Annotated in this window: 28 protein-coding genes; 8 read left to right on the top strand and 20 right to left on the bottom strand. The window is 36.9% G+C overall.

Features of this window, described 5'->3' with window-relative positions; genetic code table 11:
- The first annotated feature begins 268 nt into the window (after window positions 1–268).
- Window positions 269–709 carry a LytTR family DNA-binding domain-containing protein gene (locus BQ2679_RS02225; RefSeq protein ID WP_075565736.1) on the top strand — a complete coding sequence of 147 codons (441 nt, stop codon included), beginning with the start codon at window positions 269–271 and terminating at the stop codon, window positions 707–709.
- Entirely contained in the window at window positions 706–1164 is a 459-nt protein-coding gene (locus BQ2679_RS02220; RefSeq protein WP_075565734.1) for a DUF3021 domain-containing protein, read from the top strand. The genes BQ2679_RS02225 and BQ2679_RS02220 overlap by 4 nt, the downstream gene beginning before the upstream one ends.
- Before the next feature lie 39 nt (window positions 1165–1203).
- On the opposite strand, the gene mutS is transcribed toward BQ2679_RS02220, so the two are convergent.
- The gene (gene mutS, locus BQ2679_RS02215; RefSeq protein ID WP_075565732.1) at window positions 1204–3738 is read right to left on the bottom strand and encodes a DNA mismatch repair protein MutS; all 2535 of its coding nucleotides are present in this window, start codon (window positions 3736–3738) and stop codon (window positions 1204–1206) included.
- A gap of 46 nt (window positions 3739–3784) precedes the next feature.
- Window positions 3785–4231: an arginine repressor gene (gene argR, locus BQ2679_RS02210; protein ID WP_075565729.1), complete on the bottom strand. Its 447-nt coding sequence runs from the start codon at window positions 4229–4231 to the stop codon at window positions 3785–3787.
- A gap of 144 nt (window positions 4232–4375) precedes the next feature.
- Between argR and argS the strand changes: the two genes are divergently transcribed.
- Entirely contained in the window at window positions 4376–6067 is a 1692-nt protein-coding gene (gene argS / locus BQ2679_RS02205) for an arginine--tRNA ligase (protein ID WP_075565727.1), read from the top strand.
- Between the two features lie 261 nt (window positions 6068–6328).
- Window positions 6329–6577, top strand: a complete 249-nt coding sequence (locus BQ2679_RS02200; protein WP_075565725.1) for a MarR family transcriptional regulator — start codon at window positions 6329–6331, stop codon at window positions 6575–6577.
- 34 nt (window positions 6578–6611) lie between these two features.
- On the opposite strand, the gene BQ2679_RS02195 is transcribed toward BQ2679_RS02200, so the two are convergent.
- The 6 genes from BQ2679_RS02195 to BQ2679_RS02170 form a co-directional block, all read right to left on the bottom strand.
- Window positions 6612–6821, bottom strand: coding sequence for a hypothetical protein (locus tag BQ2679_RS02195; RefSeq protein ID WP_075565723.1), 210 nt, complete (start codon window positions 6819–6821; stop codon window positions 6612–6614).
- Window positions 6822–6891: 70 nt separating this feature from the next.
- The gene (nrdI, locus tag BQ2679_RS02190; RefSeq protein ID WP_075565721.1) at window positions 6892–7359 is read right to left on the bottom strand and encodes a class Ib ribonucleoside-diphosphate reductase assembly flavoprotein NrdI; all 468 of its coding nucleotides are present in this window, start codon (window positions 7357–7359) and stop codon (window positions 6892–6894) included.
- 74 nt (window positions 7360–7433) lie between these two features.
- The gene (locus BQ2679_RS02185; RefSeq protein WP_075565719.1) at window positions 7434–7958 is read right to left on the bottom strand and encodes an ABC transporter permease; all 525 of its coding nucleotides are present in this window, start codon (window positions 7956–7958) and stop codon (window positions 7434–7436) included.
- Between the two features lie 61 nt (window positions 7959–8019).
- The gene (locus BQ2679_RS02180; protein WP_075565717.1) at window positions 8020–9306 is read right to left on the bottom strand and encodes a response regulator transcription factor; all 1287 of its coding nucleotides are present in this window, start codon (window positions 9304–9306) and stop codon (window positions 8020–8022) included.
- 2 nt (window positions 9307–9308) lie between these two features.
- Window positions 9309–10982, bottom strand: coding sequence for a sensor histidine kinase (locus tag BQ2679_RS02175; RefSeq protein ID WP_075566084.1), 1674 nt, complete (start codon window positions 10980–10982; stop codon window positions 9309–9311).
- Window positions 10960–11574 carry a YesL family protein gene (locus BQ2679_RS02170; RefSeq protein ID WP_075565715.1) on the bottom strand — a complete coding sequence of 205 codons (615 nt, stop codon included), beginning with the start codon at window positions 11572–11574 and terminating at the stop codon, window positions 10960–10962. Before BQ2679_RS02170 ends, BQ2679_RS02175 begins: the two co-directional genes overlap by 23 nt.
- A gap of 203 nt (window positions 11575–11777) precedes the next feature.
- On the opposite strand from BQ2679_RS02170, the gene BQ2679_RS02165 reads away from it, so the two are divergent.
- The 3 genes from BQ2679_RS02165 to BQ2679_RS02155 are packed head-to-tail and all read left to right on the top strand — an operon-like array spanning window position 11778 to window position 14563.
- A complete protein-coding gene (locus tag BQ2679_RS02165; protein WP_075565713.1) occupies window positions 11778–12149 on the top strand; it encodes a zinc ribbon domain-containing protein in 372 nt (123 codons plus the stop codon).
- A gap of 7 nt (window positions 12150–12156) precedes the next feature.
- Window positions 12157–13749, top strand: a complete 1593-nt coding sequence (locus tag BQ2679_RS02160; protein ID WP_075565711.1) for an ATP-binding cassette domain-containing protein — start codon at window positions 12157–12159, stop codon at window positions 13747–13749.
- A 1-nt stretch (window position 13750) separates the two neighbouring features.
- On the top strand, window positions 13751–14563 hold the full coding sequence (locus BQ2679_RS02155) for an ABC transporter permease (protein ID WP_075565709.1): 813 nt from the start codon (window positions 13751–13753) through the stop codon (window positions 14561–14563).
- 210 nt (window positions 14564–14773) lie between these two features.
- Here BQ2679_RS02155 and BQ2679_RS02150 read toward each other — a convergent pair whose 3' ends face one another.
- The 7 genes from BQ2679_RS02150 to BQ2679_RS02120 form a co-directional block, all read right to left on the bottom strand.
- The gene (locus BQ2679_RS02150) at window positions 14774–14980 is read right to left on the bottom strand and encodes a CsbD family protein (RefSeq protein WP_075565707.1); all 207 of its coding nucleotides are present in this window, start codon (window positions 14978–14980) and stop codon (window positions 14774–14776) included.
- A gap of 37 nt (window positions 14981–15017) precedes the next feature.
- Complete coding sequence (locus tag BQ2679_RS02145; RefSeq protein ID WP_075565705.1) at window positions 15018–15635, bottom strand: Asp23/Gls24 family envelope stress response protein; 618 nt, start codon at window positions 15633–15635, stop codon at window positions 15018–15020.
- Between the two features lie 11 nt (window positions 15636–15646).
- Window positions 15647–15817, bottom strand: a complete 171-nt coding sequence (locus tag BQ2679_RS02140) for a DUF2273 domain-containing protein (RefSeq protein ID WP_075565703.1) — start codon at window positions 15815–15817, stop codon at window positions 15647–15649.
- An 11-nt stretch (window positions 15818–15828) separates the two neighbouring features.
- On the bottom strand, window positions 15829–16392 hold the full coding sequence (gene amaP / locus BQ2679_RS02135; RefSeq protein ID WP_075565701.1) for an alkaline shock response membrane anchor protein AmaP: 564 nt from the start codon (window positions 16390–16392) through the stop codon (window positions 15829–15831).
- 86 nt (window positions 16393–16478) lie between these two features.
- Complete coding sequence (locus tag BQ2679_RS02130; RefSeq protein WP_075565699.1) at window positions 16479–16718, bottom strand: GlsB/YeaQ/YmgE family stress response membrane protein; 240 nt, start codon at window positions 16716–16718, stop codon at window positions 16479–16481.
- A 400-nt stretch (window positions 16719–17118) separates the two neighbouring features.
- Window positions 17119–17457, bottom strand: coding sequence for a Cd(II)/Zn(II)-sensing metalloregulatory transcriptional regulator CadX (gene cadX, locus BQ2679_RS02125; RefSeq protein WP_075565697.1), 339 nt, complete (start codon window positions 17455–17457; stop codon window positions 17119–17121).
- 11 nt (window positions 17458–17468) lie between these two features.
- Window positions 17469–18083: a CadD family cadmium resistance transporter gene (locus BQ2679_RS02120; RefSeq protein WP_021002064.1), complete on the bottom strand. Its 615-nt coding sequence runs from the start codon at window positions 18081–18083 to the stop codon at window positions 17469–17471.
- Window positions 18084–18111: 28 nt separating this feature from the next.
- On the opposite strand from BQ2679_RS02120, the gene BQ2679_RS11025 reads away from it, so the two are divergent.
- Window positions 18112–18297: a FanG protein gene (locus tag BQ2679_RS11025; RefSeq protein WP_075565695.1), complete on the top strand. Its 186-nt coding sequence runs from the start codon at window positions 18112–18114 to the stop codon at window positions 18295–18297.
- A 181-nt stretch (window positions 18298–18478) separates the two neighbouring features.
- Here BQ2679_RS11025 and BQ2679_RS02110 read toward each other — a convergent pair whose 3' ends face one another.
- The 5 genes from BQ2679_RS02110 to BQ2679_RS02090 form a co-directional block, all read right to left on the bottom strand.
- Window positions 18479–19744 carry a tyrosine-type recombinase/integrase gene (locus tag BQ2679_RS02110; protein ID WP_075565693.1) on the bottom strand — a complete coding sequence of 422 codons (1266 nt, stop codon included), beginning with the start codon at window positions 19742–19744 and terminating at the stop codon, window positions 18479–18481.
- A gap of 111 nt (window positions 19745–19855) precedes the next feature.
- Window positions 19856–20113 (bottom strand): MerR family transcriptional regulator, encoded by a 258-nt coding sequence (locus tag BQ2679_RS02105; RefSeq protein ID WP_049503689.1) that lies wholly within the window; start codon window positions 20111–20113, stop codon window positions 19856–19858.
- Between the two features lie 13 nt (window positions 20114–20126).
- Entirely contained in the window at window positions 20127–21239 is a 1113-nt protein-coding gene (locus BQ2679_RS02100) for a CHAP domain-containing protein (protein WP_075565691.1), read from the bottom strand.
- A 16-nt stretch (window positions 21240–21255) separates the two neighbouring features.
- Entirely contained in the window at window positions 21256–21480 is a 225-nt protein-coding gene (locus BQ2679_RS02095; RefSeq protein WP_003005653.1) for a hypothetical protein, read from the bottom strand.
- A 1-nt stretch (window position 21481) separates the two neighbouring features.
- Window positions 21482–23365, bottom strand: a complete 1884-nt coding sequence (locus tag BQ2679_RS02090; RefSeq protein WP_075565688.1) for a conjugal transfer protein — start codon at window positions 23363–23365, stop codon at window positions 21482–21484.
- Window positions 23366–23373 lie beyond the last annotated feature (8 nt).

Genomic DNA, 23373 nt, shown 5'->3' with positions numbered 1-23373 from the left:
AACATTTGTCAGCACGTCCCTGTACACTCTTGAGAGACCAAAAGTAAAAAGTACCGTCTAACATTGTACCACGTTTTTTCTATTTTTGTCAATATATTTCTTCTTATTTTTTGACTTCTTTGCTCTAAAATCTCTTTGAAAACGCTCGCCTGCCAGATAGTCTCTTCAACCGACCACATAGACATAGCTTCTTGTATTTGTTGACAAAATGGTGTTTAATAGATTTGTAAGTAAGAGATCTCTATTACAACTTTATAAAGGAGAAATTATGAAAGTCAGACTTGATATTGATCAGCAATACACCGAAGAGCAAATCATCATAGAGGCACCGACCTTGTCCCCTAGAGTTCAAAAGGTTCAGGACTTTGTACAAAATCTTGAACAAAAAGAAACTCTTAAAGGAAAATTCCAAGACCAGGTCTACTTGATTCAGATTAGCAAGATTCAGCGTGTATACATTGAAAATCGTAAGGTTCTGGCCGAAACGGATAGCCAAACCTATGCACTTGACATACGTCTCTACCAAGCAAGTGAAATTCTACCTGCTTCCTTTATCCAAATTTCCCAATCGGAAATTGTCAACATTGATGCAATTAGTCATCTAAAACTAACCTCTAACGGCTTGATTGAAATCTATTTAAAAAACGAAAGTTTCACCTACTCATCTCGTCGTTACCTCAAAACTATTAAGGAGAAATTAGAACTATGAAAAAACAAGTATTCCATGATGCCACAACCGGTATCCTTATCGGTCTCATCCTATCTATTATCTTTTCACTCATTTATGCTCCAAACAACTACGCGCCACTTAGTCCAGAGTCAGCTATTGGTCAATTCATGAGCAGTCATCAGGTTCACGGTGCTCTAGTTTTACTCTATTGTACACTTATCTGGTCAGCTATTGGAGTACTCTTTAGTTTTGGTAGCCGTCTATTCGCCCAAGATTGGAGCCTTCTTCGCGCCACTGTCACTCACTTCTTCCTTATGTTGCTAGGTTTTGTACCTCTAGCAATCCTAGCAGGCTGGTTCCCTCTTCACTGGACTTTCATCCTTCAACTCATTCCAGAATTTGCAATCGTCTACCTCATCATTTGGACGATTCTCTACAAAAGAGAATCAAAGAAGGTTGCCCACATCAATCAACTATTAGCTCAGAAAAAATAATATTTAAAAACCCACTCCTTTTTGCGAGTGGGTTTTTGCTTATAATTTTTGCTTCCATTCTAACAAGAGGTTCATGGCTTGCATCGGTGTCATATTGAAAACATCTACTTCGGCCAACTCTGCTAGGATAGGATTTTCTTCTTTTTCATCAAAGAGAGACATTTGCTCATTGACAACATTCCTTTGATTGATAGAAATTGGATTTTCCTGACCTTGGCTCTCTAGTTGAGTTAGAATCGCATCCGCTCTTTTTAGCAAGTCTGCTGGCAATCCTGCAATCTTAGCTACATGGATACCGTATGATTTGTCAGCTGGTCCTGGTTCTATCTTGTGAAGGAAAGTAACCTGACCATTTTGTTCCAGCGTAGCTACGTGAACGTTAACCAGATGTCCCAGACTAGTCTCAAGGCTAGTCAATTCATGGTAGTGCGTTGCAAAGAGAGTCTTGGCACCAATATGCTCATGGATATACTCGATGATAGACTGGGCTAGAGCCATACCATCATAAGTTGCGGTTCCTCGACCAAGCTCATCAAAAAGAATTAATGAATCCTTGGTCGCATGACTAATGGCATTATTAGCTTCCATCATCTCTACCATAAAGGTGGACTGACCTGAAACCAAGTCATCTGCCGCTCCGATACGGGTAAAAATTGCATCAAAAATTGGCAAACGAGCACTTTCTGCAGGGACATAAGAACCCATCTGAGCCATAACCGCTGTAATGGCTAGTTGACGCATGTAGGTTGACTTCCCGCTCATGTTCGGACCTGTAATTAGTTGAATGCTAGTATCTTCATCCATCTGGATACTATTGGGAATATAGGTCTGAGCTCCCATGACCTTTTCAACAACTGCGTGACGACCATTCTGGATATCAATCCGCGACTCTTGCCCAAACTCTGGTCGAATCAGGTGCTGTTTTTCTGCAACCACTGCCAAGCCTTGCAAGACATCGACAGTGGCGATTCCTTGGGCTAGGGCTTGGAGGCGTTGGATATACTTGCCAACCTCCTCACGAATACGCATAAAGATTTCGTATTCTAGGTTTGCTGATTTTTCACGTGCCTCTAACATTTCTCCTTCGATACGCGCCAACTCCTCTGTTCCAAAACGTTCAGAGTTTTTTAGCGTAGCCTTTCGGAAAAAATGGGCTGGAACATTGCCGAGCTGCGAGTTGGTCACATGGAAATAGTAACCGTCTTTTTTATTGTAATCAATCTTGAGAGTATTGATGCCCGAGTTTTCTCTTTCCTTGGCCTCAATCTCAGCTATCCAGCTGGTTCCTTCTCTCAGAACACGACGATATTTATCCAAGGTCTCATCAAAGCCAGTTCGAATAATCCCGCCCTCTGTAATCACATGAGGAGCCTCAGGGGCAATAGCAGCACTTATCAGACTTTCCAACTCAGGAATAGCATCTAGTTGTTCAATTAGATAAGCTAGAGCTGGTTGCTCCATTCCTTCTAAAATTGCTCGAATTCGTGGAACACTTCCTAAGGTAGTTGCTAATTGCAAGAGGTCTTTAGGGTTACTTTTCCCAAAAGACACTCGACTGGCCAGACGCTCGATATCGTAGACTCCCTTGAGACTATCCGTTAAATCACTGCGCTCAAAGAAACAATCCAGAAAGACTTGCACAACCTCCTGACGTTCAAGAATACGGTCCTTATCAATCAAAGGACGTTGAATCCAAGAACGCAGAAGACGCATACCCATTGCAGTTTTAGTCTCATCTAGCAACCAGAATAGGCTACCTTGTTTCTTACCTGGGCGAGCATTTTCAACCAAATCAAGACTAGCCTTGGTCGCAAAATCCATCTGCAAGAAATCTTTGATTTCATAACGGATAACAGGCTTCAAGTGGCTGAGCTCTCGCATCTGCGTCCGATGGACATACTGGAGAAGTTTGCCACTAGCTGCTCCTTCAACAGTTGCCAATCTTGAATCCAACAGATGAACGTCTTCATATGTTTCTTGTTCATAGGAAAGCACTAGATTCATTTGACGACTGAGAATCTGTTCTTCTGCTTCAGACAATTCGTAGCAAATCACCACTTCTCTGGCCTTTAGATTTCGAATTTCACCACAGACTAGCGTAAAATCAGATAAGCCTGTCACATAAAAATCACCTGTCACCAAATCCATGTAGGCTAGACCATATCGAGACTCATCACGGTCAATAGCTACCAAAAAGTTATTTTGGCTATCTGGCTTACTACTATCAACCACTGTACCTGGTGTAATGACTTGAACAACCTCACGCTTAACAACACCAACAGCTTGCTTAGGGTCTTCCATCTGTTCAGCAATGGCAACCTTGTAGCCACGCTCAACGAGGACATCGATATACTGTTGGGCAGAATGATAAGGGACTCCAGCCATGGGAATCGGATTTTCAGCATTTTTATTGCGACTGGTCAACGAAATCTCTAGAATCTGAGCGGCATTGATGGCATCTTCATAAAACAACTCATAAAAATCACCCATGCGAAAAAGTAAAAAAGCATCTGGATATTGTTTTTTGATATCCACATACTGTTGCATACCAGGTGATAATTTTTCAGTAGTCATTTACTCTCTCCTTGTAAAAACAGTCCTGAGAGAAGCTCTCAAGACCTTATCTATCTTCCATTAACTCTAGCAAGCGTTCTTCCATGACTTTAGCTGCATGTTGATCTTTACAGATAACCAACAAGGTATTCGCTCCAGCAACTGTACCTAAGATCCTACCATCTTTATTTGAATCTACTACATTTGCTAATACCGCAGCTTCTCCAAGTTTTGTATGGAGAACTAAAGTAAATTCCGCTCTCGCTACACCTTCAAGATGATGTGAAAGGAATTCAACCAAGTCAATTTTGTCTGTCTCATTGGCCAAGACATAGTAGATCATGTCATTTTTCTTAACTTTGGTCAAGCCGATTTCTCGTAAATCTCGTGATAAGGTTGTTTGGGTTACAAAGACATTCCGAGCCTCTAAACGATCTTGAATTTCCTTTTGAGTCCCTAGTTTTTCTTCCGTAATCATCTGCTTAATCAGCGAATGACGATCTTTTTTTCTCATAACATCCTCTCAAATGAATATTTATTTACATTTTGCATTTGTTTAGCAAGAACATTATACCAAAAAAACTGCATATTTCAAAAAAATTTTCGTCTTTCCTTAAATTTGTGATAGAATAGTAGAAAAGCCCAAAAGGAGCCTAAAATGAATACAAAAGAATTGATTGCTAGTGAATTAGCTGGCGTCATCGATAGCCTAGATCAAGAGGCTATTTTAAATTTACTAGAAACACCTAAAAATTCAGATATGGGAGATATCGCCTTCCCTGCCTTCTCATTGGCAAAGGTTGAGCGTAAAGCCCCTCAAATGATTGCTGCTGACATCGCTGAAAAGATCAATAGTCAAGCCTTTGAAAAAGTGGTAGCAACAGGTCCTTACGTCAACTTCTTCCTTGATAAGGCTGCTATTTCTGGTCAAGTACTACAAGACGTTATCACTGAAAAAGAGCACTACGCTGACCAAGAGATTGGCAATCAAGAAAATGTTGTCATTGACATGTCTAGCCCTAATATCGCTAAACCATTTTCAATCGGTCACCTTCGTTCAACAGTTATCGGAGACAGCTTGTCACATATCTTCCAAAAAATCGGCTATAAAACTGTCAAGGTCAACCATTTGGGAGACTGGGGTAAACAGTTTGGGATGTTGATTGTTGCCTACAAGAAATGGGGTAACGAAGAAGCTGTCAAAGCTCATCCAATCGATGAACTCCTCAAGCTCTATGTCCGCATCAATGCTGAAGCTGAGAATGATCCAAGTTTGGATGAAGAAGCACGCGAATGGTTCCGCAAGCTTGAAAACGGGGATGAGGAAGCTCTTGCTCTTTGGCAATGGTTCCGTGATGAAAGCTTGGTAGAATTTAACCGCCTTTACGACGAGCTACAAGTTGAATTCGACAGCTATAACGGAGAAGCTTTCTACAATGATAAAATGGATGCAGTTGTAGACATCCTTTCTGAAAAAGGACTATTAGTCGAATCAGAAGGTGCTCAAGTTGTTAATCTTGAAAAATATGGAATTGAACACCCAGCTCTTATCAAGAAATCTGACGGTGCAACTCTATACATCACGCGTGACTTAGCTGCGGCCCTCTACCGTAAAAACGAGTACCAATTTGCAAAATCTATCTATGTCGTTGGTCAAGAACAATCTGCTCACTTTAAACAACTCAAGGCAGTTCTTCAAGAGATGGGTTACGATTGGAGCCAAGATATTGTCCATGTTCCGTTTGGCTTGGTTACAAAAGAAGGGAAAAAACTTTCTACTCGTAAAGGGAATGTTATCTTACTAGAGCCAACTGTTGCAGAAGCCATCAGCCGTGCTAAAGCGCAGATTGAAGCCAAAAATCCAGAACTTGAAAACAAAGACCAGGTCGCTCATGCTGTTGGAGTTGGGGCCATTAAATTCTATGACCTTAAAACTGACCGTACAAATGGATATGACTTCGACCTTGAAGCTATGGTATCCTTCGAAGGGGAGACTGGTCCTTATGTTCAATACGCCTACGCTCGTATCCAATCGATCTTGCGTAAAGCCGATTTCAAACCTGAAGCAGGTGCTAACTATAGCTTGAACGATGCTGAAAGCTGGGAAATCATTAAGCTAATTCAAGACTTCCCACGTATTATTAAACGTGCAGCTGATAATTACGAACCTTCTATCATCGCTAAATTTGCAATCAGCTTAGCTCAAGCCTTTAACAAATACTATGCCCACACTCGTATCTTAGATGAAAGTCCAGAACGTGACAGTCGTCTAGCCCTTAGCTATGCAACAGCAGTCGTCCTCAAAGAAGCGCTTCGTCTGTTGGGTGTAGAGGCGCCAGATAAGATGTAACTCGTTACAAGAGACTGGAACTAAAGTTCCTAGTCTCTTGACGGTAATCGCTATCAGGCGATTTCCCTAAACGCCTTACTAATGCATTCAAATAAATAATATCGATTTATTTGAATGCATGTCGTAATCTTACAGTCATTGGAACTAATGTTCCTAATAATTGTTAGGCGCTAACTGCTTTACTAGTATTATCACTCGAAAGGCGAAGATGCTTCGCCTTTCTCTTACCACCTACTTCTTTATCACTTAGGGAGAATTTTTATGAGCCAATACGCTTATATTCTAGTTGTTATCAGTCTTCTTTTTCTATTTCTTGTCAACAAATATGAAAAAGAGAAGCTTCAAAGACTGCTTCAGGACCAACTATTGAAAGATCAAGATTTTCGTGCAACTATCAAAGAAAAAATCCAAACGATAGAAAATATCAATGATGTCATTGACTACATCAACAAAGGCTACCGTTTAGGGATTCCCATTTCAAAAGAAATCGTTGACGAAATTCGCAAATAACAAAAAGACTCGAGAATTTACATCTCGAGTCTTTTTATTTATTTATGACAGCTAAGATTCCTACCAGGATAATAATCCCTAAGGATACCATGGTTCCAACTGATGCTACATTTTCATCAAAAATTTTCTCAGAGAACAGTAGCAGAGCAATCGCTAATAGTAGCAAAGCACTGCATAGGATAATATCCTTGAAGCTTGGTTTGCGTTTTATATACTTTAAAAATGATCTCTGTAATTTACTCATTTGAACTGTTCTCTTTTGAAATAATTCTATAATCCATGGGATAAAAATCTAGCCCAGCATCTCTATCCTCTTACAAGGATTCAAGTTCATAAAGCTCTGCAATAATGCCTGCAACCTTCTTGATATCTCCCAACATACCACGCATTTCAAAATCAGCTAGTACAGGAAACCCAAAGCGTTGACTGTATTGCTTTGCAGTTAGACAGTATTGGTTATTGAAGTTTCGATTCCCTGACCCTACAACACCAAAACACTTTCTAGCATTGTCGCCATAGGCGATAAAATCACCTACAGGAGTCGTTAGGATTTCTACATCTCCATTGTCAACACCATTCCCACCTTCTAAATAAGTTGGTAAAAAAGTAACAAAAGGATTTGACATTTCATAGAATCCACGTTCTTCCTTGACCAACTCTTTGATGTCAATCTTCTCAACATCAATACTCTTATACTGCTCCATCAAATAAGTTTTTAAACGTGTTACGAAACTTTCAGTATTCCCACTCAAACTGATATAAACTAAGGAAATTTTTTTCATCTTTCCCACCCTCTTTCTTGAATCATAAAAATAACTACCAAGATTGTATCTTGATAGTCATCCTTTGTCAACTCTTAGACGAGTTCTTCTTCTTGAGATTCTGTTAATTCTTTTTGTTGCTGCCATATCTTATAAAATACAAGGCCTAGAAAAATAACATTAATGACAATTCCCAAAATTGTAGCCCCTTTGGCACCAAGTTCTGCGCCGAAGCGGACGTTTGGTTCAGTAAACAGTAAAACCGCATCCTGTACTCCCATAAAATTATAAATAGAACCTACAATAGCAACCAAAACATAGGCCACATAAGTATAATTTGCTAATTGGATATTTTGACGAACTAAGAAAACCAAGGCTACAGTAACCAAGATAGCTGACAAAATAACCAAGATAATGTTGAAAATAGAGTGGGAATGTTCCGTCACTTTAATCGTATATGCAACTAATTCCTGAGCATAAGTTGCGTCTACTCCTGATGTTTCAAGTCCAGCCATACTATCTGCAGTAGGAACTGGTGACAAAACTCCAAATAGGGATAAAGCCGAAAGCACGGCTGATAAAATTAGTAAAACCCAAAGATAAATTGGTTTCTTTTGCATAAGGATAACCTCCTAAAATGATTATTAGTATTATAGCATTTTTACAGATGCAAGACAATTCTTATACAGTTACCTCAATCTGTTTTCGATAGGCCTTTGGAGACTTGCCACAAAGTTTTCGAAACACTTTATAAAAATAACCTACGTTACTATAACCAACTGTATAGCAAATATCCTCAATACTATCATTGGTTGATAGCAAGAGTTGCTGAGCTGCTTTAATCCGTTGTTTATTGAGAAGCTCTGCAAATGTAGAATTAGTTTCCTTTTTAATCAACTGTCCTAGATAAACTGGATTGATAAAGAGATCCTTACTAATATCCTTTAGAGATAGCTCTTTTTGATAATCTCTACCAATTACTTCTAAGACACTAACTACATTTTCATTCATTCGATATTGTCCAAAGAAGGAAGTCAAGATTTCCTTGGTAAAAGCAACTAATTCCTCAAAATCAACAATGGCATGTATTCTCTTGACAATATCCGTCATATCATCTGCTTTCAGATGTTCAAAAAGATGGAAAACATCCATAATAAATTGGGTAAACAGCTGCTTAGTAATCGAAACTCTTGGCGTATTCTCTAAAACAATCTGTTCAAGCAAGGTCAATTCATCAATAATCTGTTGGAGATTTCCTTGGATAATAACTCGGTAGATTGGTTCATAATAAGAAAATAGACTTTCAGATTGATTCAGGTTAACTGAACCATAGAAGAGAGCCTTCTCTACATCCAACTTCCATTTTTCAAAGTTCTCTTGATACGGTTTCTCAAAAGGTATAACAAGCAAGCCCTCAAACTCTCTATCAGCAAATACAATTTGCCAATCCTGTCCGAGCACATAATATGGAATAAGGAAATCACCCTGCTTATCTTTTGATAGTCCAATCCACCAGTTTTCTTTATGAGATAAGTGAGCAAGAAGAGCCTCCTCATCTAGTTTCTGACTTAAAATTAAGGGTTCTTCGATTTTTTCACCTAGTTGATTGGCAATTTTTTCAAGTATATTACCTAATTCGACTTTATCCACTGGTTTAACCAGATAATCGACCACGCTGAGGTTCATCGCTTTTTTTACGTAGTCAAATTCCTGATACCCAGATAGAAGGATATAATAGCTATCTGGTAGAATATTCTTCATCTCCTGTATCATTTCGAGTCCTGTTTTGTCAGGCATATTGACGTCAGAAATAACAATATCCACAGGGTGTTCTCTAACATAGTCTAAAGCTTCGTCAGCATGGTTAGCAGTTGCAACGACTTCCATGTCCCACTTCTCAAAAGGAATTAAACGCTTAAGCCCTTCTGTTATCATGTACTCATCGTCTACTAATAGTACTTTATACATGTTTAACCTTTCTCCTCATCTTGAATGGTGATTCGATATTGTACACCTTCTTGTTCACCAGATTCTACACTAATCTGGTATCGTTCCCCAAAGTAAAGCATAAAACGCTCATGTACATTGACAATACCTATAGACTTCCGTCCGTTACTATAATCCTCAGTAGGTTCGAACGTTCGTTTGGCTAATTTAGCTTGGATTTCAGCTAACTTCTCAGCAGACATCCCACGTCCATTATCCACCACTAGAATTTCAACATGACCGTCTTTTCTCAAAGCTTTAATACTAATGACATTGTCGGATCTTCGATGGTCCACTCCATGAGCGAAATAATTTTCCACCAATGGTTGTAAGGTAAATTTTGGAATTCTCATTTCCTCAATACCTGAATCAATTTTAAATCCATAGGCAATTGATTTAGGATAGCGAACCATACAGAGATAACTGTATTTCCGACAAAATTCTACTTCCTTTTCAAGTGTGGTCTCACGCTCATCAGAAATATTATTCCGAAGTAAACTACTAAATTCATAAATAATATCTGCCAGTTCATTTTGACTCTCCATGACCGCATACATCCTTAAAAATTCAAGAGTGTTATACATAAAATGCGGATTTATCTGAGCTTGGAGAGCTCGCATGTTTGCATCCTTCTGACTCAGTTCCAATTGATAAATATCGTGGATATTTTTTTCCAGACGATCCAACATATCATTTGTTGTCTCTGCAATCAAAAGCAATTCTTGGTCCTTTTTGGACGTATCAATTCTCTTGGTCTGCTCACCTTTGGCAATGGCCTGAATCGAATCCACTAAATCAACTACCTGATCTTGATAATTTGAAAAAGTTCTTTTCAAAGTTATGTGTAAAATAACGATAAAAAGCGCGCTTAATCCCAATATAAGAGCTGAACTTGCTAGACTTCCCTTTAAGACATAACTTTGGGGCACTGCCACTTGGACTTGATAGCCATGGGAGGTGACCCCCACTAACCAGTCTTCATTAGGGCCCTTTTCACCCAGATGAAACATATCAGTTTCGAAAGGTGAGGTGATTGTTACAGCTATGGGAACTGTGCCTCTTGTATTATCAACAGCTTTATATAGAACTTCAGACTGAATGGAAATATAAATAACACCTAAAGCTTGGTCGGATACAGGGTCGGATACAGGAATGGCGAAGCTATCTGCATTCGGTTTGAAATCTTCTGCTAAAACTTTGTAGCCACCCCTGTTATCTCTTTTCGATACAAAGACTTCCGTCGAATCTTGTAAGACAATCGAAACACCTGTCACAAAATCATTACGTACATAGAGATCATCGATATTTTCATAAATAGACACTGAAATATATGGCGATGCCTTACGTTCCAACTGCCAGTAGAAATAATCTGGTGTACTAAGACTAAAGTATTTATAAATCCCCTCAATCCTAGCTTGATTCTCTACCAAAGCCTGGGCAAGGCGTGCCGACTCTCGATAGTAGTACTCAACCTCGCTAATGGTCCTTGCTAGAACTCGCTGCCCGACTCGATCAGCTTCCTTCTCACGAGCATCCCAGTCTGCATAGGCTAGCAATAGAGCAAAACTGGAAATGATGGCAATCATAACTAAACTATAGATTCTAAGAAGCGAGTGAAGACGAAACTGTTTTGTCTTATTTGCTTGCCATTTTTTCATGAATGCTTTCATAAACCGGCTCCAATATATCACTAATAAAGAAATGCCACATTCCAATCCCTACAAAGAAGAACAGGGCCGGCATGTAATAGGTAATAACTCCGAGCAAAACACTGCCCAATAGCACCTTTATCACGGCAGATAGACTCATAAAAATTCCAATAAAAGCTAACTTTAGAGTGTTTTGGTAGGACAGATCAAAATAAACCTGTAATTTCAAGGACACTGTATAAGCCAAAAACACCATTGCTAAGATAAATAAATTCAGAAAAGTTGCTGCTAAATGTAAGATGGTTTGATTAGGCAATTGAACCATAAGATAAAGACCATAAACTAGAACTAATCCAAAAATTAAAAATGTATAGAAAGTCAGATTGCTTTTTATAAAATTGTTCTTATAAAGAGACCAGGTTTCTTTAAAACGATAAGAACGATAAGAGTAGCCATGTTCTGCGTATAAACTCATGATAGTTGCACTAGCTGGTGCCATACCAAAAATCACACCTCCTGCCAAGGTTAGTAGCCAGAAATAAACAGATACAATCATTCCTAAAAAGAAACGATGAAAGACTAGCTCAAGAAAATTTCCCACAGTTTGCCTCCTAAAAATAATCTAGTCCTATTATACCATATTTCAAGCGCTCTCAAAAATAAGAACAAGATTCTAAGTTTGGGAAATAAGAGTCTGTAAATTACATTAGTAGAACATAGAGAAATTTTGATAATATTATCATATGTGTTATACTGGAATCAAATGAAATATATACCAAAAACAAGTATTGATGAGGAGAAAAGATGGCTTTTTTAGATCAATTGAAAGATGGAGCTAGACTTGTCAAAGAGACAACTAATACTGTCATTTCAGAAGGAAAACAAAATGCAGAAAACCTTCGTAAGAAAAAGGAAATTCAAGTACTACAAAATCAAATTAATGACTTGTATCGGTTAATTGGTATCAAATTTGTTGAAGAACATTTAGAAGAAATAAAGAAAAATCCTCTCTATTCAACTGAAATTGCTGAAATCACTAAGCTCTTTCAGGAGCAGATTTCTCTTCAAAAATCTATTGATTCATCTAGTCAAGATTTAGTTTCTTGCCCCCATTGCGGAACAAGTCTATCAAAAACCTTTGAATTTTGTATAAATTGTGGAAAAGTAGTAAAGTAGAGTCGAAATGAAGGATTATATTGTAAAATCAAAATGTCCTAGCTGTTTCAAAAATATTGGAATCGGTTGGAAGTTCTGTCCTTTTTGTGGAGAATATATAGATAATACAAAACCCAAGGTGGACTTAAAGTATGTCGATAAAATTTATAGAGACAATGATCAAGAAAACAAAAACATTCCTTTCAAAATGCCATCAACCCTCAAACATATGGGTGATAGGATAAAAGAAACGATCTCTGAAAAATTAGACAAAGGAGAGGAAGTTCAAGATCATACAATTTCCTTTTTTACCTTCGTTCTCAAAGAAGCTAGTGTTGTGACCAAGGAAATAACTGAAATTTTGAATGATGATGAGAATATTTTATTAGAAAAAGATCATATTGGTTACTATTTACAGAGTGATACAGAAGTCATCTCTGTAAACAATAGAAAAATTGATATTGGTAAAAAACACTACCTAAATAACCGAGATACTCTCCGAGTTGATGATACTATTTATATTTTTAGTCTCATGAATCAGAAGGATATCGAATGGAAACATGAGGAAATCAACTCAAGTCTAGGGGAAAAAAGCAGCAGTCATTTCGAAGTTCTAGACAACGGTAATATATATGTCCACCCCCTCGGGGACACGGTTTATTTGAATAATAGTCTACTTAAGGATAAAGCATACCTAAATAATTATGATTTAGTATCCATAAATCATCGACTCTTCATCCTTTATAATAATTGCTTAGTTTTTCAACCAGAATTAACTGAAGCTCAAGAAAAGAGTCTCGCAGACAATATCAACAGGATTGCACAAGATACTCAGCTATCTGTTCTAATTCGAAAACGTCTCGCAGGAGATAAGCTTTTATTATCAGAGATTGACTTTCAAGTTTCCTCTGGGGAAATCGTACTCATTTTAGGTGGTTCAGGAGCAGGTAAAACCACACTAATCAATGCAATCATGGGCATAGAAAAAGCGGATGCTGATATCTTATTAGGAAATATAAACATCTATAATCAATTTGACAAAGTTCGAAGAATGATTGCCAATGTTCCTCAATTTAGTCTTCATCGTGAAAAAGATAGTGTTTATATGACTCTGAAAAATGCAGCAGAGATGAAACTCGTGCGAGACTTTACCAAGGACCCCGCTTTATTAGAAGAAAAAATCTCAAAAGTACTAGAAACAGTCAAACTAACAAAGAAAAAAGATGCCTTGGTATCTGCATTAAGCGGCGGAGAGAAAAAAAGATTGAGCATTGCGACTGAGTATATTGCAGATCCCGTTGTATTTGTTTTAGATGAGCCAGATTCTGGAGTAGACGGTAGTAATGCTCGTTCAATTATGGCTAGCTTAAGGAGTATCGCAGATGACAATAAGATTGTCTTTGTTATCTCACATAGTCCAGATCGAACCCCAGAATTATTTGATAAAGTATTAGTTCTCGCTAAAAGTGAGGAAGAAGCTTGTGGTAAACTGGCCTTTTATGGCTCCGTAGAAGATACCCTAGAATTCTTTGATGTCAACCAACTTGAACTTGTTGTATCGGAAGTAGAGCAAACTCCAGATTACTACATCGAAAAATATAGAAAATATAAAGGAGATTAAGATGAATTATGCATCGAACAAAGAACAAATTTTGATTTATTTGGGTAAATTTAAACGAAATTTTTTAAATTCTAACGGATGGTATTCTTTTATAAGTACTGCCATCATTGCCCTGGTTACATGTATTGTTGCTGGAGAAAACGGCTTCTCAACTGGCTTAAGTTCAGAAGTGAAATCCACTTCATTCATTATTGTTTGTGCTTGTATTTGGATAGGAGTTTTTAATTCTATTACATTGATTTGTAAAGAAAGAGATATTATCAAGCACGAATACCGAGGGGGAATGAACCTGTCATCTTATATGTTCGCCCACATGTTATTCCAAGCCCTTGTTTCTCTAATTCAAGCCCTTATCTTCTCCAGTATTTTATTCCTCTTCTATCACCACTCGATTTCAGAATTTAAGACTATCTTTGATAATGATAGTTTACGATTCATCTCTTATTTCCTAACTATATTTTTAACCATTTATTCGGCAGATGCTTTAGGTCTATTTGTCTCTTCAATCGTTAAAAATGTCGAAAAGGCAATGACTGTAATGCCCTTTGTCATTCTCCTTCAATTTCTCTTTGCCGGAAATATCCCCTTAAATGGCTTTTTACAGTTCTTATCTTATTTTACACTTAGTCGTTATAGTTTCGATGGGCTTTTAGACTTAGCTGGCTTTAAAGAGGGAGGATCATTTTTCAGCACCTCAACAAAAGTACAAGTAAATTTATTAGTTGCTTGGATTCTATTAGTTGCTTTCTCTATTCTTTTAGCCTATCTCGCAAGTAAACTATTAAAATCAGTTGAAAAAGATACCAGAGGTTAACATTGCTTGAATTAGTTTAGTAAACTAGGTTTATAGTTCAAAAAAGGTAGTAAGATTTTCTCTTACTACCTTTTATATTATAAGATGTTTAAATTAGTAAAATTGCAATCCATGTTAGCTGCGATATTGTCTCTGACAAATGTACATTGACAAAAACACCCCCTAGCTGGGAGTGTTTTCGAGAAAAATAGCAAGATTAGCTAAATTTTATTATTTAGCATCGTCTTTATGAAGCATGTTTTTAACACCTTCAACGACACCTTCTACAGCATCTTTTGCATCTTCAGCAACTTCTTTAACTTTAGAAATAACTTTTTCTGTTGCCCCTTCGCTTTCAAGTTCTTTATCGCCTACCAATTTTCCAACACCTTCTTTGATAGATCCTGCTGCTTGGTTTAATTTTTCTTCTGTAGACATAAGTATGTTCTCCTTTTATTTTTTTCTAAATTATAAATTAGTGTACACGTGGTTCTGCTTTGGCTGCAGCGTCTTTAACAGTTTCAACACCTTGGCCAACTTTTTCTTGAACGAATTCAGCACCTTCGCCAAGTTTTTCAACACCTGAACCGATTCCAGCTTTTACTCTAGAGAATTGTTCTGACGCGAACTCGCCTGTTGATTCTGCCACGTCAGTTACACGATCTTGAAGGCTAACTGAGTCTGCCTCATATTGTTCTTTAGTTTTGATGTCAACAACATTAACGTTAACCTCAACTACTTCTAGATCAGTCATTTTCGCAACTTCTGAAACGATAACTTCTTTAATTTGATTGTATAGAGTTGGAACGTTTTTTCTGTACTCTACGATAACGTTCAAGTCAACTGCTACTTGTTCTTTACCAACTTCAACTTTAACACCGTGTGTTACATCGTTAGTATTAACAAGTTTTTCTGTAAGATTTGAGAAGAATCCACCGTCAACATGTAATAGTCCTGGGACTTTTTCTAGTGAAAGACCGATAATTTTTTGAATCACTTTATCTTCGTAAGTTAATTCTCCTCGAACATCTTTAGAAACGACTACATCTTTCTTTTCAGTATCTACATTTACATTTTTTTCTACGTTTGACATATAAAACTCCTTTATTTATTTAAATAATTTTTCTGAACATAGTATCCGAATCCAATCCCTAATGTCCCACAAATTAAAACAAATAGTGTTTTAAAAAATCCAAAGGACAGGATGAAGCAAGCTAGAAGAATACCTGTTATACCACATAGAATTGGATATTGGTATTTTTTAAACAATTCCATTTTTTACTTCCTTACTTTACACGACTAACAATCTTCTTGGTTGCTTTTTGAGGGTCATATTCTTTTACTGAAACTTCCAGTTTAACCTCTCGATCCATACCAAAGAACTCTTTTAAGCCTCGAGTTATTTCATTTTGGACTACTTCAAATTTGTTAGCAATGTTATCTGAAAGAACAGCTGTACCTTCTACATAAACGAAACATTTCTTTTTTCGAGTATGTACTTTGATTTTTGGTTCTTTAATTATTCGATGTTCATTCAGTAAGCATCGAACAAAACCTTCGATAGCTGAATTTTTTAACTTCAATTTATCGTCTTTAGTTCCAAGTTTTATTTCTAGATATTGTCTAGGATAAAACAGGATTACTAACATCCATAATAAAACGAAGATAGATAGGACTAGAAGCCCCCAAAAGATATATCTAGCAAGATAATATTCAATAGCAGTCTGTCTCCAGCTAGTTAATTGAATTCCTAAATCACTAACTTGTTGGTAATCTATCAAAATAGGAAGGAAAATTGTCAAGACTAGAATACAGAAAATAAGTAATACTATTTTCTTTGATTTTGACATATAAAATCCTTTCAATTAAAGCACTAAACTATAGGTTTACCCGTCAATACTAAATTTAAATCTATAGTTTATGATTGAGTAAAAAGTTAACCTTTTTTACCCAAAAAGAATGATACTACAGCGACAACAATCACCGCACCAGCAATCGATGGAATAAGTGACATTCCTGCTAGAGAAGGTCCCCATGTCCCAAAAAGCGATTGACCGACAGATGACCCAATTAAACCGGCAAAAATATTAGCAATTACTCCCATTGAGCCACCTTTTTTTGTGATTGAGCCTGCTGCAAGGCCGATAAAGCCTCCTACAATAATGGACCACAACATAATATGATATGTGCCTCCTTTCTTTTAATCAAAAACTGTATTCTGTTATTCTGTGTTCACAAAATATCTTTTGATTACATTCAGTATATCATAATATGAGAGCGTACACAAATTTTATGCCCACGAATATATGCTTTAATTAAATGTCTATTTTTTAAAACAACACAAAAAATGTAGTTATTCAGTTGATTTTCTTTGAAATACTTTGAAATTGGAAAAAAGAAAAAACGCTTAGAATAAGCGTTTTTCTTATGTATTGATTCGTATTGAATGCTTACTTCACTTCTATAAAAAAATTAAATAATTTCTATTTTAGCTGTTAGAAACGTTGGTACATCAATGTTATTAGAATGCCACATAATAAAAGGTAGAGTGAATGGTAGAGTAGTAAAAATAGTTGTTATCCTAGTTGATTAAAAAAATCTCTGATTTCCTCATCTTTTATAAAATAATATATAATTTTCCCCTCTCTTCTAGTATCCAAGATGTTTTGATTGGCTAGTTTACGAAGATGGTGGGAGGCAGATGCCATACTGAGATTTAGTAAACAGGCTATATCACAGACACAGAGTTCTTCAACAGCAAGGAGATAAAAGATGATATTTATCTGTTTATTATCGGTCAACTTTGATAAAATACGAAGTGATTTTTGGACTTTTTCCTTTTCAAGGTAGTTCGTTGCGGTTGTAACATTTTGTTGATTTATAATATTCACTTGGCATATACTATCTTTTTTCATAATTTTTTCTCCTAGCCGAACACAGTCCTTAGTATGTTAAAGCTGTTGTTTTCAATCAGGATATACATCCCCAATCCTAAATAAACAACGGCAATAAACCATCTGCTATATTTTTCCAAAGTTTCTCCAACAGAAGGGACTTGTGCCAATTTTTGGGCAGAAAAAACCAAGAGATAAATCATGACTAGAAAAGTAAGTAAAGCCACTATCAAATTCGCTAAATTTAAGGTAATAAAATATGGGACAAAAACACCAATATTGTCAGCACCACAACTAGCAAAAGTAATCATAGCTACTAGAAAAATCAGGTTTTTATCATCTTTGCGCAAACCATCTTTTGCAATAGCTTCTCCATCAGAATCTCCTAAAAGCAAAACTTTGAGTCCTAGGAAAATTGGAATCAAACCGAGCAAACCTAAAATCTCTTTACTAGGAATATAATTTAAGACAAATGCAAAAAGTAAACTTAGCAATATTAGACTAACAGAGCCTAGAAATTGCCCTAAATAGATGTTAATGATGTCTTTTCTGCTTTTTCTTTTGGCAAAAAATAACATTAGGATAATAAGTAAGTCTACGGCTGTCCCAGAATACAGTATTATTGAAGTAACAACATTTTGAACCATAAAACACCTCATTCAAATATATTTTTGAATGTATTTTAACATTAAACTTTGTAGATGTCAACTTCAGCTCCATCAAAATATAGTTAAGAAGGTAGTGTACCAAACATTAAAAAGCCCTGCCATCGAAATGATAGCAGGGCTTAACTTCAATATCCAGATGACATATTTATCTAAAAAAGGTAGAGAAAAAGGTAGAGTTTGGACTGAAATATAGTGAAATGTATTGAAATTGAAAAAAGAAAAAACGCTTGAAATCAGCGTTTTTATTATGTATTGATTCGTATTGAATGCTTACTTCACTTCTGTAAAAATGAAATAATACGCCTATAAAGCTTATTATACCAGGCTTTAAGATTATTCCTAAGAAAAAGGTAGTGAAAAAGGTAGTGATAAAATTAAGTTTTAAGTTCATCCATTTTATTTTGGAAAATTTCAACAGCTTCAAATTTTTTCTTAGGCGCTAACTCTGCGTAAGTATCCATCGTAGTAGTAATTGACTTATGCCCCATCCTGTGTTGTAACTCTTTCCAATTAGTACCTGAATTTAACATCATTGAAGCATGTGTATGTCGGAAGAGATGAAAACCATAGTCTGGTAATCCTAAAGCTGATAAACGTTTTTTAAGAGTTGCTCTTTCATTCCTATCACACATATAATTTCCATAAATTGTTGGGAAGATGAGTGTAGAACTAGGTAGATCATGTTTTTTAAAATAGTTTTCCATTTCTTCGTGGAAATTTTTCAGTTCCTCAATAATAGAAGATGGAACTGCAACTTTGCGATTTCCAGCATCCGTTTTAGGTGTTGGTTTGCATATCATTTGTCCTTTTATACCGAGCTTCCGATTTGCGCTTTTCCACATAAGAGTTTTATTTACAATTATTTCATTTGTTTCAAAATCTAAATCAGTGATTTCTAATGCAAGCAGTTCATTAATGCGTAGTGCAGATGCTAAAAGTGCAGTGCAAATAACTTTGAATCGCCTATTTGCTCTTGTATTTGGTAAGGTTTCAAGATAGGACAACCATTGTTTTAAATCGTCATCGTGAAGTACCATAACACGCTGTTTATTAGCCTTAGGTTTGGGTGGGATTTTGATTGCTTTAGCAGGATTGTTAGCTAATCCACAATTTGTAATTCCAAAATCAAAAATATCACTAACCTTATGAGCCATGGCTCCAAAGTCCTTTGCACTGCCCTTCTTTGCTCGTTTCACACCAGAATCAACTGATTTTTTTGCTTTTCTAGCTAGCTTGTTTACCCAAAGTTGAACATCAGCAGGCTCAATTTGATCAGGTTTGTAATCTCCAAACTGAGGAATAATGTAGGTATCAAGATAGCCACGTACTCTATTAATAGTATTTTGTGATGATACCCAAGTTTTGAAATTTGAAAACCATACCTCAGCTAGATTTTCAAAGTTGTCAATTGAGATTGTTTCTTTTATTGTTGAGCCAGATTTTTCAAATTGAATTTTAGTCTCAATAATTTTCCTATCGAGGCTTTTCAATGTTTTAGCAGTAATTGTTTTTGTGATTCTTTTTCCAGTTTTGACATCAGTCCCAATGTAAACACCTTTTATTGAATAACTGACATCTCCGTTCTTTTTGGTGACCTTAGTTACCCTTTTATTATTGTGTCGTATAATTTCTTTATTCATATCGCCTCTTGATTCGGATATTTAAAAGGCTAAAATAAGACCCTCACCTTCCTTTATGATGATATTATTTTAGCATATTCATAAATTGTTTGTTGCAATTCTGCTTTACTATTAAGTTGATAGAAATTTAATGATGTCTTGCCTTTTATAGTAGACTGTTCTCGTTCCTTCAATAGGTGGCTCCAGACGAGCTAGTCCTTTTCTTTCCCAACTTTTCAGTGTGTTAGGTGATATATTTAATTCTTTTAGAACTTCTTTTTGCGTTATAATTTCCAAGTGATTGGAGTTGCTTTTTTTGTCAAGAAGGTTCACCAATACTTGAAGAAGATTTTCAATTTTATCTAGTTTTACTTGTTGTAGTGTATCCATATAATTATCCTTCCTAATGTCCTAAAACATATGTAAATTGTTTGGCAGTTTCTGCGTCAAATGTACGGTAACTAATAATCCCCAATCCTTTCACATTACATTCTGATACGAGAATTGAACCATCTGATTTGACCTGTTCCACAAATGAAATGTGTCCGTATATTGGATCAGCTCCAGCTTGTCCAGGGCTAAATGATAGAGCAGAGTGTTCTGTTGGCGTATGGGTTATTGTGAATCCTGGCTTATTCATCCATTGACCACCATTTCCCATAAATGGATCAAAGTTGACTCCGACTTGTTTTCCACGGTTGAAGACATACCAGGTACATTGTCCCCAAGGATAGGTACTAGTGATATATCCTGTGGTATCAATAGCTGTTGTCAAACTATAGCCTACAGGTATATCATTTGAAGTGATCCCACCACCATCTCTAGTTTTTCCTGTCGTTTGTTCAGGAGCTTTTGGTGTTCCTCCATGTTCATCAATGAAGGCATCCAGTTTTTGCATCGTTTCTGCACGTCTTTTTCCTGATCCAGTAGTATCTGTGAAATAGACACCGCCATCGGTTACTGGATTGAGTGTTCCATTCGCAAACTTTTTAGCCTTATCATCTTGGATTTTAAAAGTTTGGTTTTTATTCCCAATGATAGTTTGCTGGGTTAATCCAACAACAGCAACCTCATCATTAAAGTTATTGGCATATTCTGGATTGGAGTCATAGGCTCCAAAACCAAACATATTGGCTCCAGGATTAGTGGCTACCCCAGCAGTTCCAAGGGAACTTTCATTCAGTGCGATTGCAACGATTCCACGGACATCAAGATTAGATTTAGCTTCCCATTCGAGGAGCTTTTTCCCATTAATTCGGTTCTTATCATAGGAGATTCCTAACGTATCTAAAAAGCCGTCTAATTGCTCTGCTGTGATACCGAAGCGATGGACAAGTAGGTTATGAGTATAAGGGTCTCCATCTGACCAGTGATCCGCATAAGTCACTCCATTTTGAGATTGTGGTGAGCCATTTGTTCCGCCACCTCCGACAGCCCCCATAAGGATAATGATAATGAGGACTGGTAGAAAGAGAGGAATGAGACCAGCTAATAGAAACCATTTTAGTTTTTTCATCGAATCTCCTTTCTAGTTAATGTCTTATATAAGCAGTGAACAGGACAGTCCCAAAACGCCATTTAGCATCTAGAACGACTGAATAGGACTTAGCCTGTAAGATAATTTGGTCTTGCTCTTGTTCTGTGACTGGAAATAAAAGAAGGAAATCGACTGAGCGTTTTCCTTCTTGGTAGGCCTGATAAAGAGTTTCTTCAAGAACTCTTGGAAAAGAAGTTCTTGAGCGTATTTTGGTATTCATGTTATTCTCCTCTGAGTTGTTTTAAGCGATCTGTTAATCGGTCTCTTCGTTCAATATTGGCTCTCAATTTATCGTCTCGTGTCATAGTCTTTCTATAAGCACGAGTGAAAGCATTCGATCCTTGAGCTTTGTACATGGCTTGAGGATCTTTATATTCCTCTAATTTGCGCTCAATACTATTAATGCGGAGTTGTTTAAATGGAGAAATCCATTCTTCTTTAAGAGTTTGGAATTCCTCGCTTGAACTTGGTGTTGGCTCCGCTGTGATTGGGGATTCCATTGAAGGAGTTGGTGTTTTTTCTTCAACTGGTTTAATCCCTTCTAGCGCTTGCTTTGTTTTCAGAATGTTTGGTTCAGGAGCATCCGGACTTGTTGGCGTCTCAAGTGTTTCTGTTGGGAGCACTTCATCGGGTTGGTACTCTGATTCCTTATTAGTAAAGAAAGAACCAACATTTTGGAAGTGACTCTTGGCATTCATCATCATCCCAGCTCCAAAACCAGCACCTGCTAGGGCAAAGTTCCCAAGGTGTTGAGCAGATGAAAGGCTTCTAGATGGTACTTGTGAAGCCACTTCTCTAGTCTTTGTGACCCCTTTTTCAACTTTGTTTCCAATATCATTCGCAACCATTCGTGCTTTAGATCCAAGAATGAATTGGATCAGCTCAGCTTTGTATTTCCATAGAAGGAAGTATACAAGTCCTTTTGAGACAACTGAAATGAGTAGTTTAAAGACAAGACCGAAGATAATCAAGGATGGAAGTGTTTTAAGGATGCCATCAAAACCTGTAATGACAATGTTTTCTATCATTTTTTCAATGTAGAAGACCAAAAGAGTTAATAGACTTGTGATAGCTGGGAAAAGCAGCCCACCAAACATGACTTTCAGAACTCCAAAAATCAAATCCTGCATTCTTGGTACAAAGGACATCAATAGCACAATTGGGAAAAGCAGGATCATCATCAGGACGAGTGTCTGAGCAATGACGTTTAACATCTGAATCAAAATAACCGGTATCGCTAATACGAAGGCTTCACAGATTTTGAAGATGACATAAAACATACGAGTAAAGATGAAATCTGGCATAGCTGAAACCCAACGGTTCTTTTCACCATCATCATTGGCTCCATTTCCTAGTTCATCCAGATATTTATTACGATCTTTCGATTTAACCGCTTTAAAGTTTCCATTCTTATCGCCTGCTCCTAATACCTTACTATCGTCAAAAGTCTCTTGTTTCCCATCTTGGCTATTCTTGTATTTCCCGTTTTCTTGCCCTGTATTGACAAAGACATAAGCTTTATAAGAGGTTTCTGCAATATAGCTATCTGCCATGGAGTCGCCAATTTTAATGGATTTATTATTGCCATACTCAACCTTGATATTCGTGATATTTTTGGTAACATCTTGAGAGACATGGTTGATAGTATCAAGTAGATATAGACCCCCTGATGTTCCAGCAATTGTTCCAAAATATCCAAAACCAAGGATGAGAACTAGAAAGACATGAAGGAGAGTTCTTGAAAAAGCTCCCTTAGAAAAGAAAAACTGGTAAAAGAGATAAAACGCCAGAATCAGAAGCAACATCGAAACGAGTGATTGTTTTGCGACTCCACCAGAGCTTGAACCGATGAATCCTTTCCAGATACTCATTGCTCCATTAAACACATAGTTCTTGTAGTTAGAGTAGAGATCAATCTTTTCAAGAATTCGAATTAACAAAGAAAAGAAGCCCACCACTGCGTTTAGAATGAAAAAGAAGAAGTTGACGAAAAGCTCATTAATCAGAACCCAAGCCCCGTTAAAGGAAGCGAACCCAGTCGGCTCCATGTAGGACTTGAGAGAGAAGATATCGACTCCCCTTAGTTTGTCAAAAGCTTCTTGCATGGGTTCAC

Source organism: Streptococcus timonensis (genome assembly GCF_900095845.1).
GTDB classification, from domain to species: Bacteria; Bacillota; Bacilli; order Lactobacillales; family Streptococcaceae; genus Streptococcus; species Streptococcus timonensis.
The sequence above is the reverse complement of the archived record's forward strand: the minus strand, read 5'-3'. Positions and strand labels throughout refer to the sequence as shown.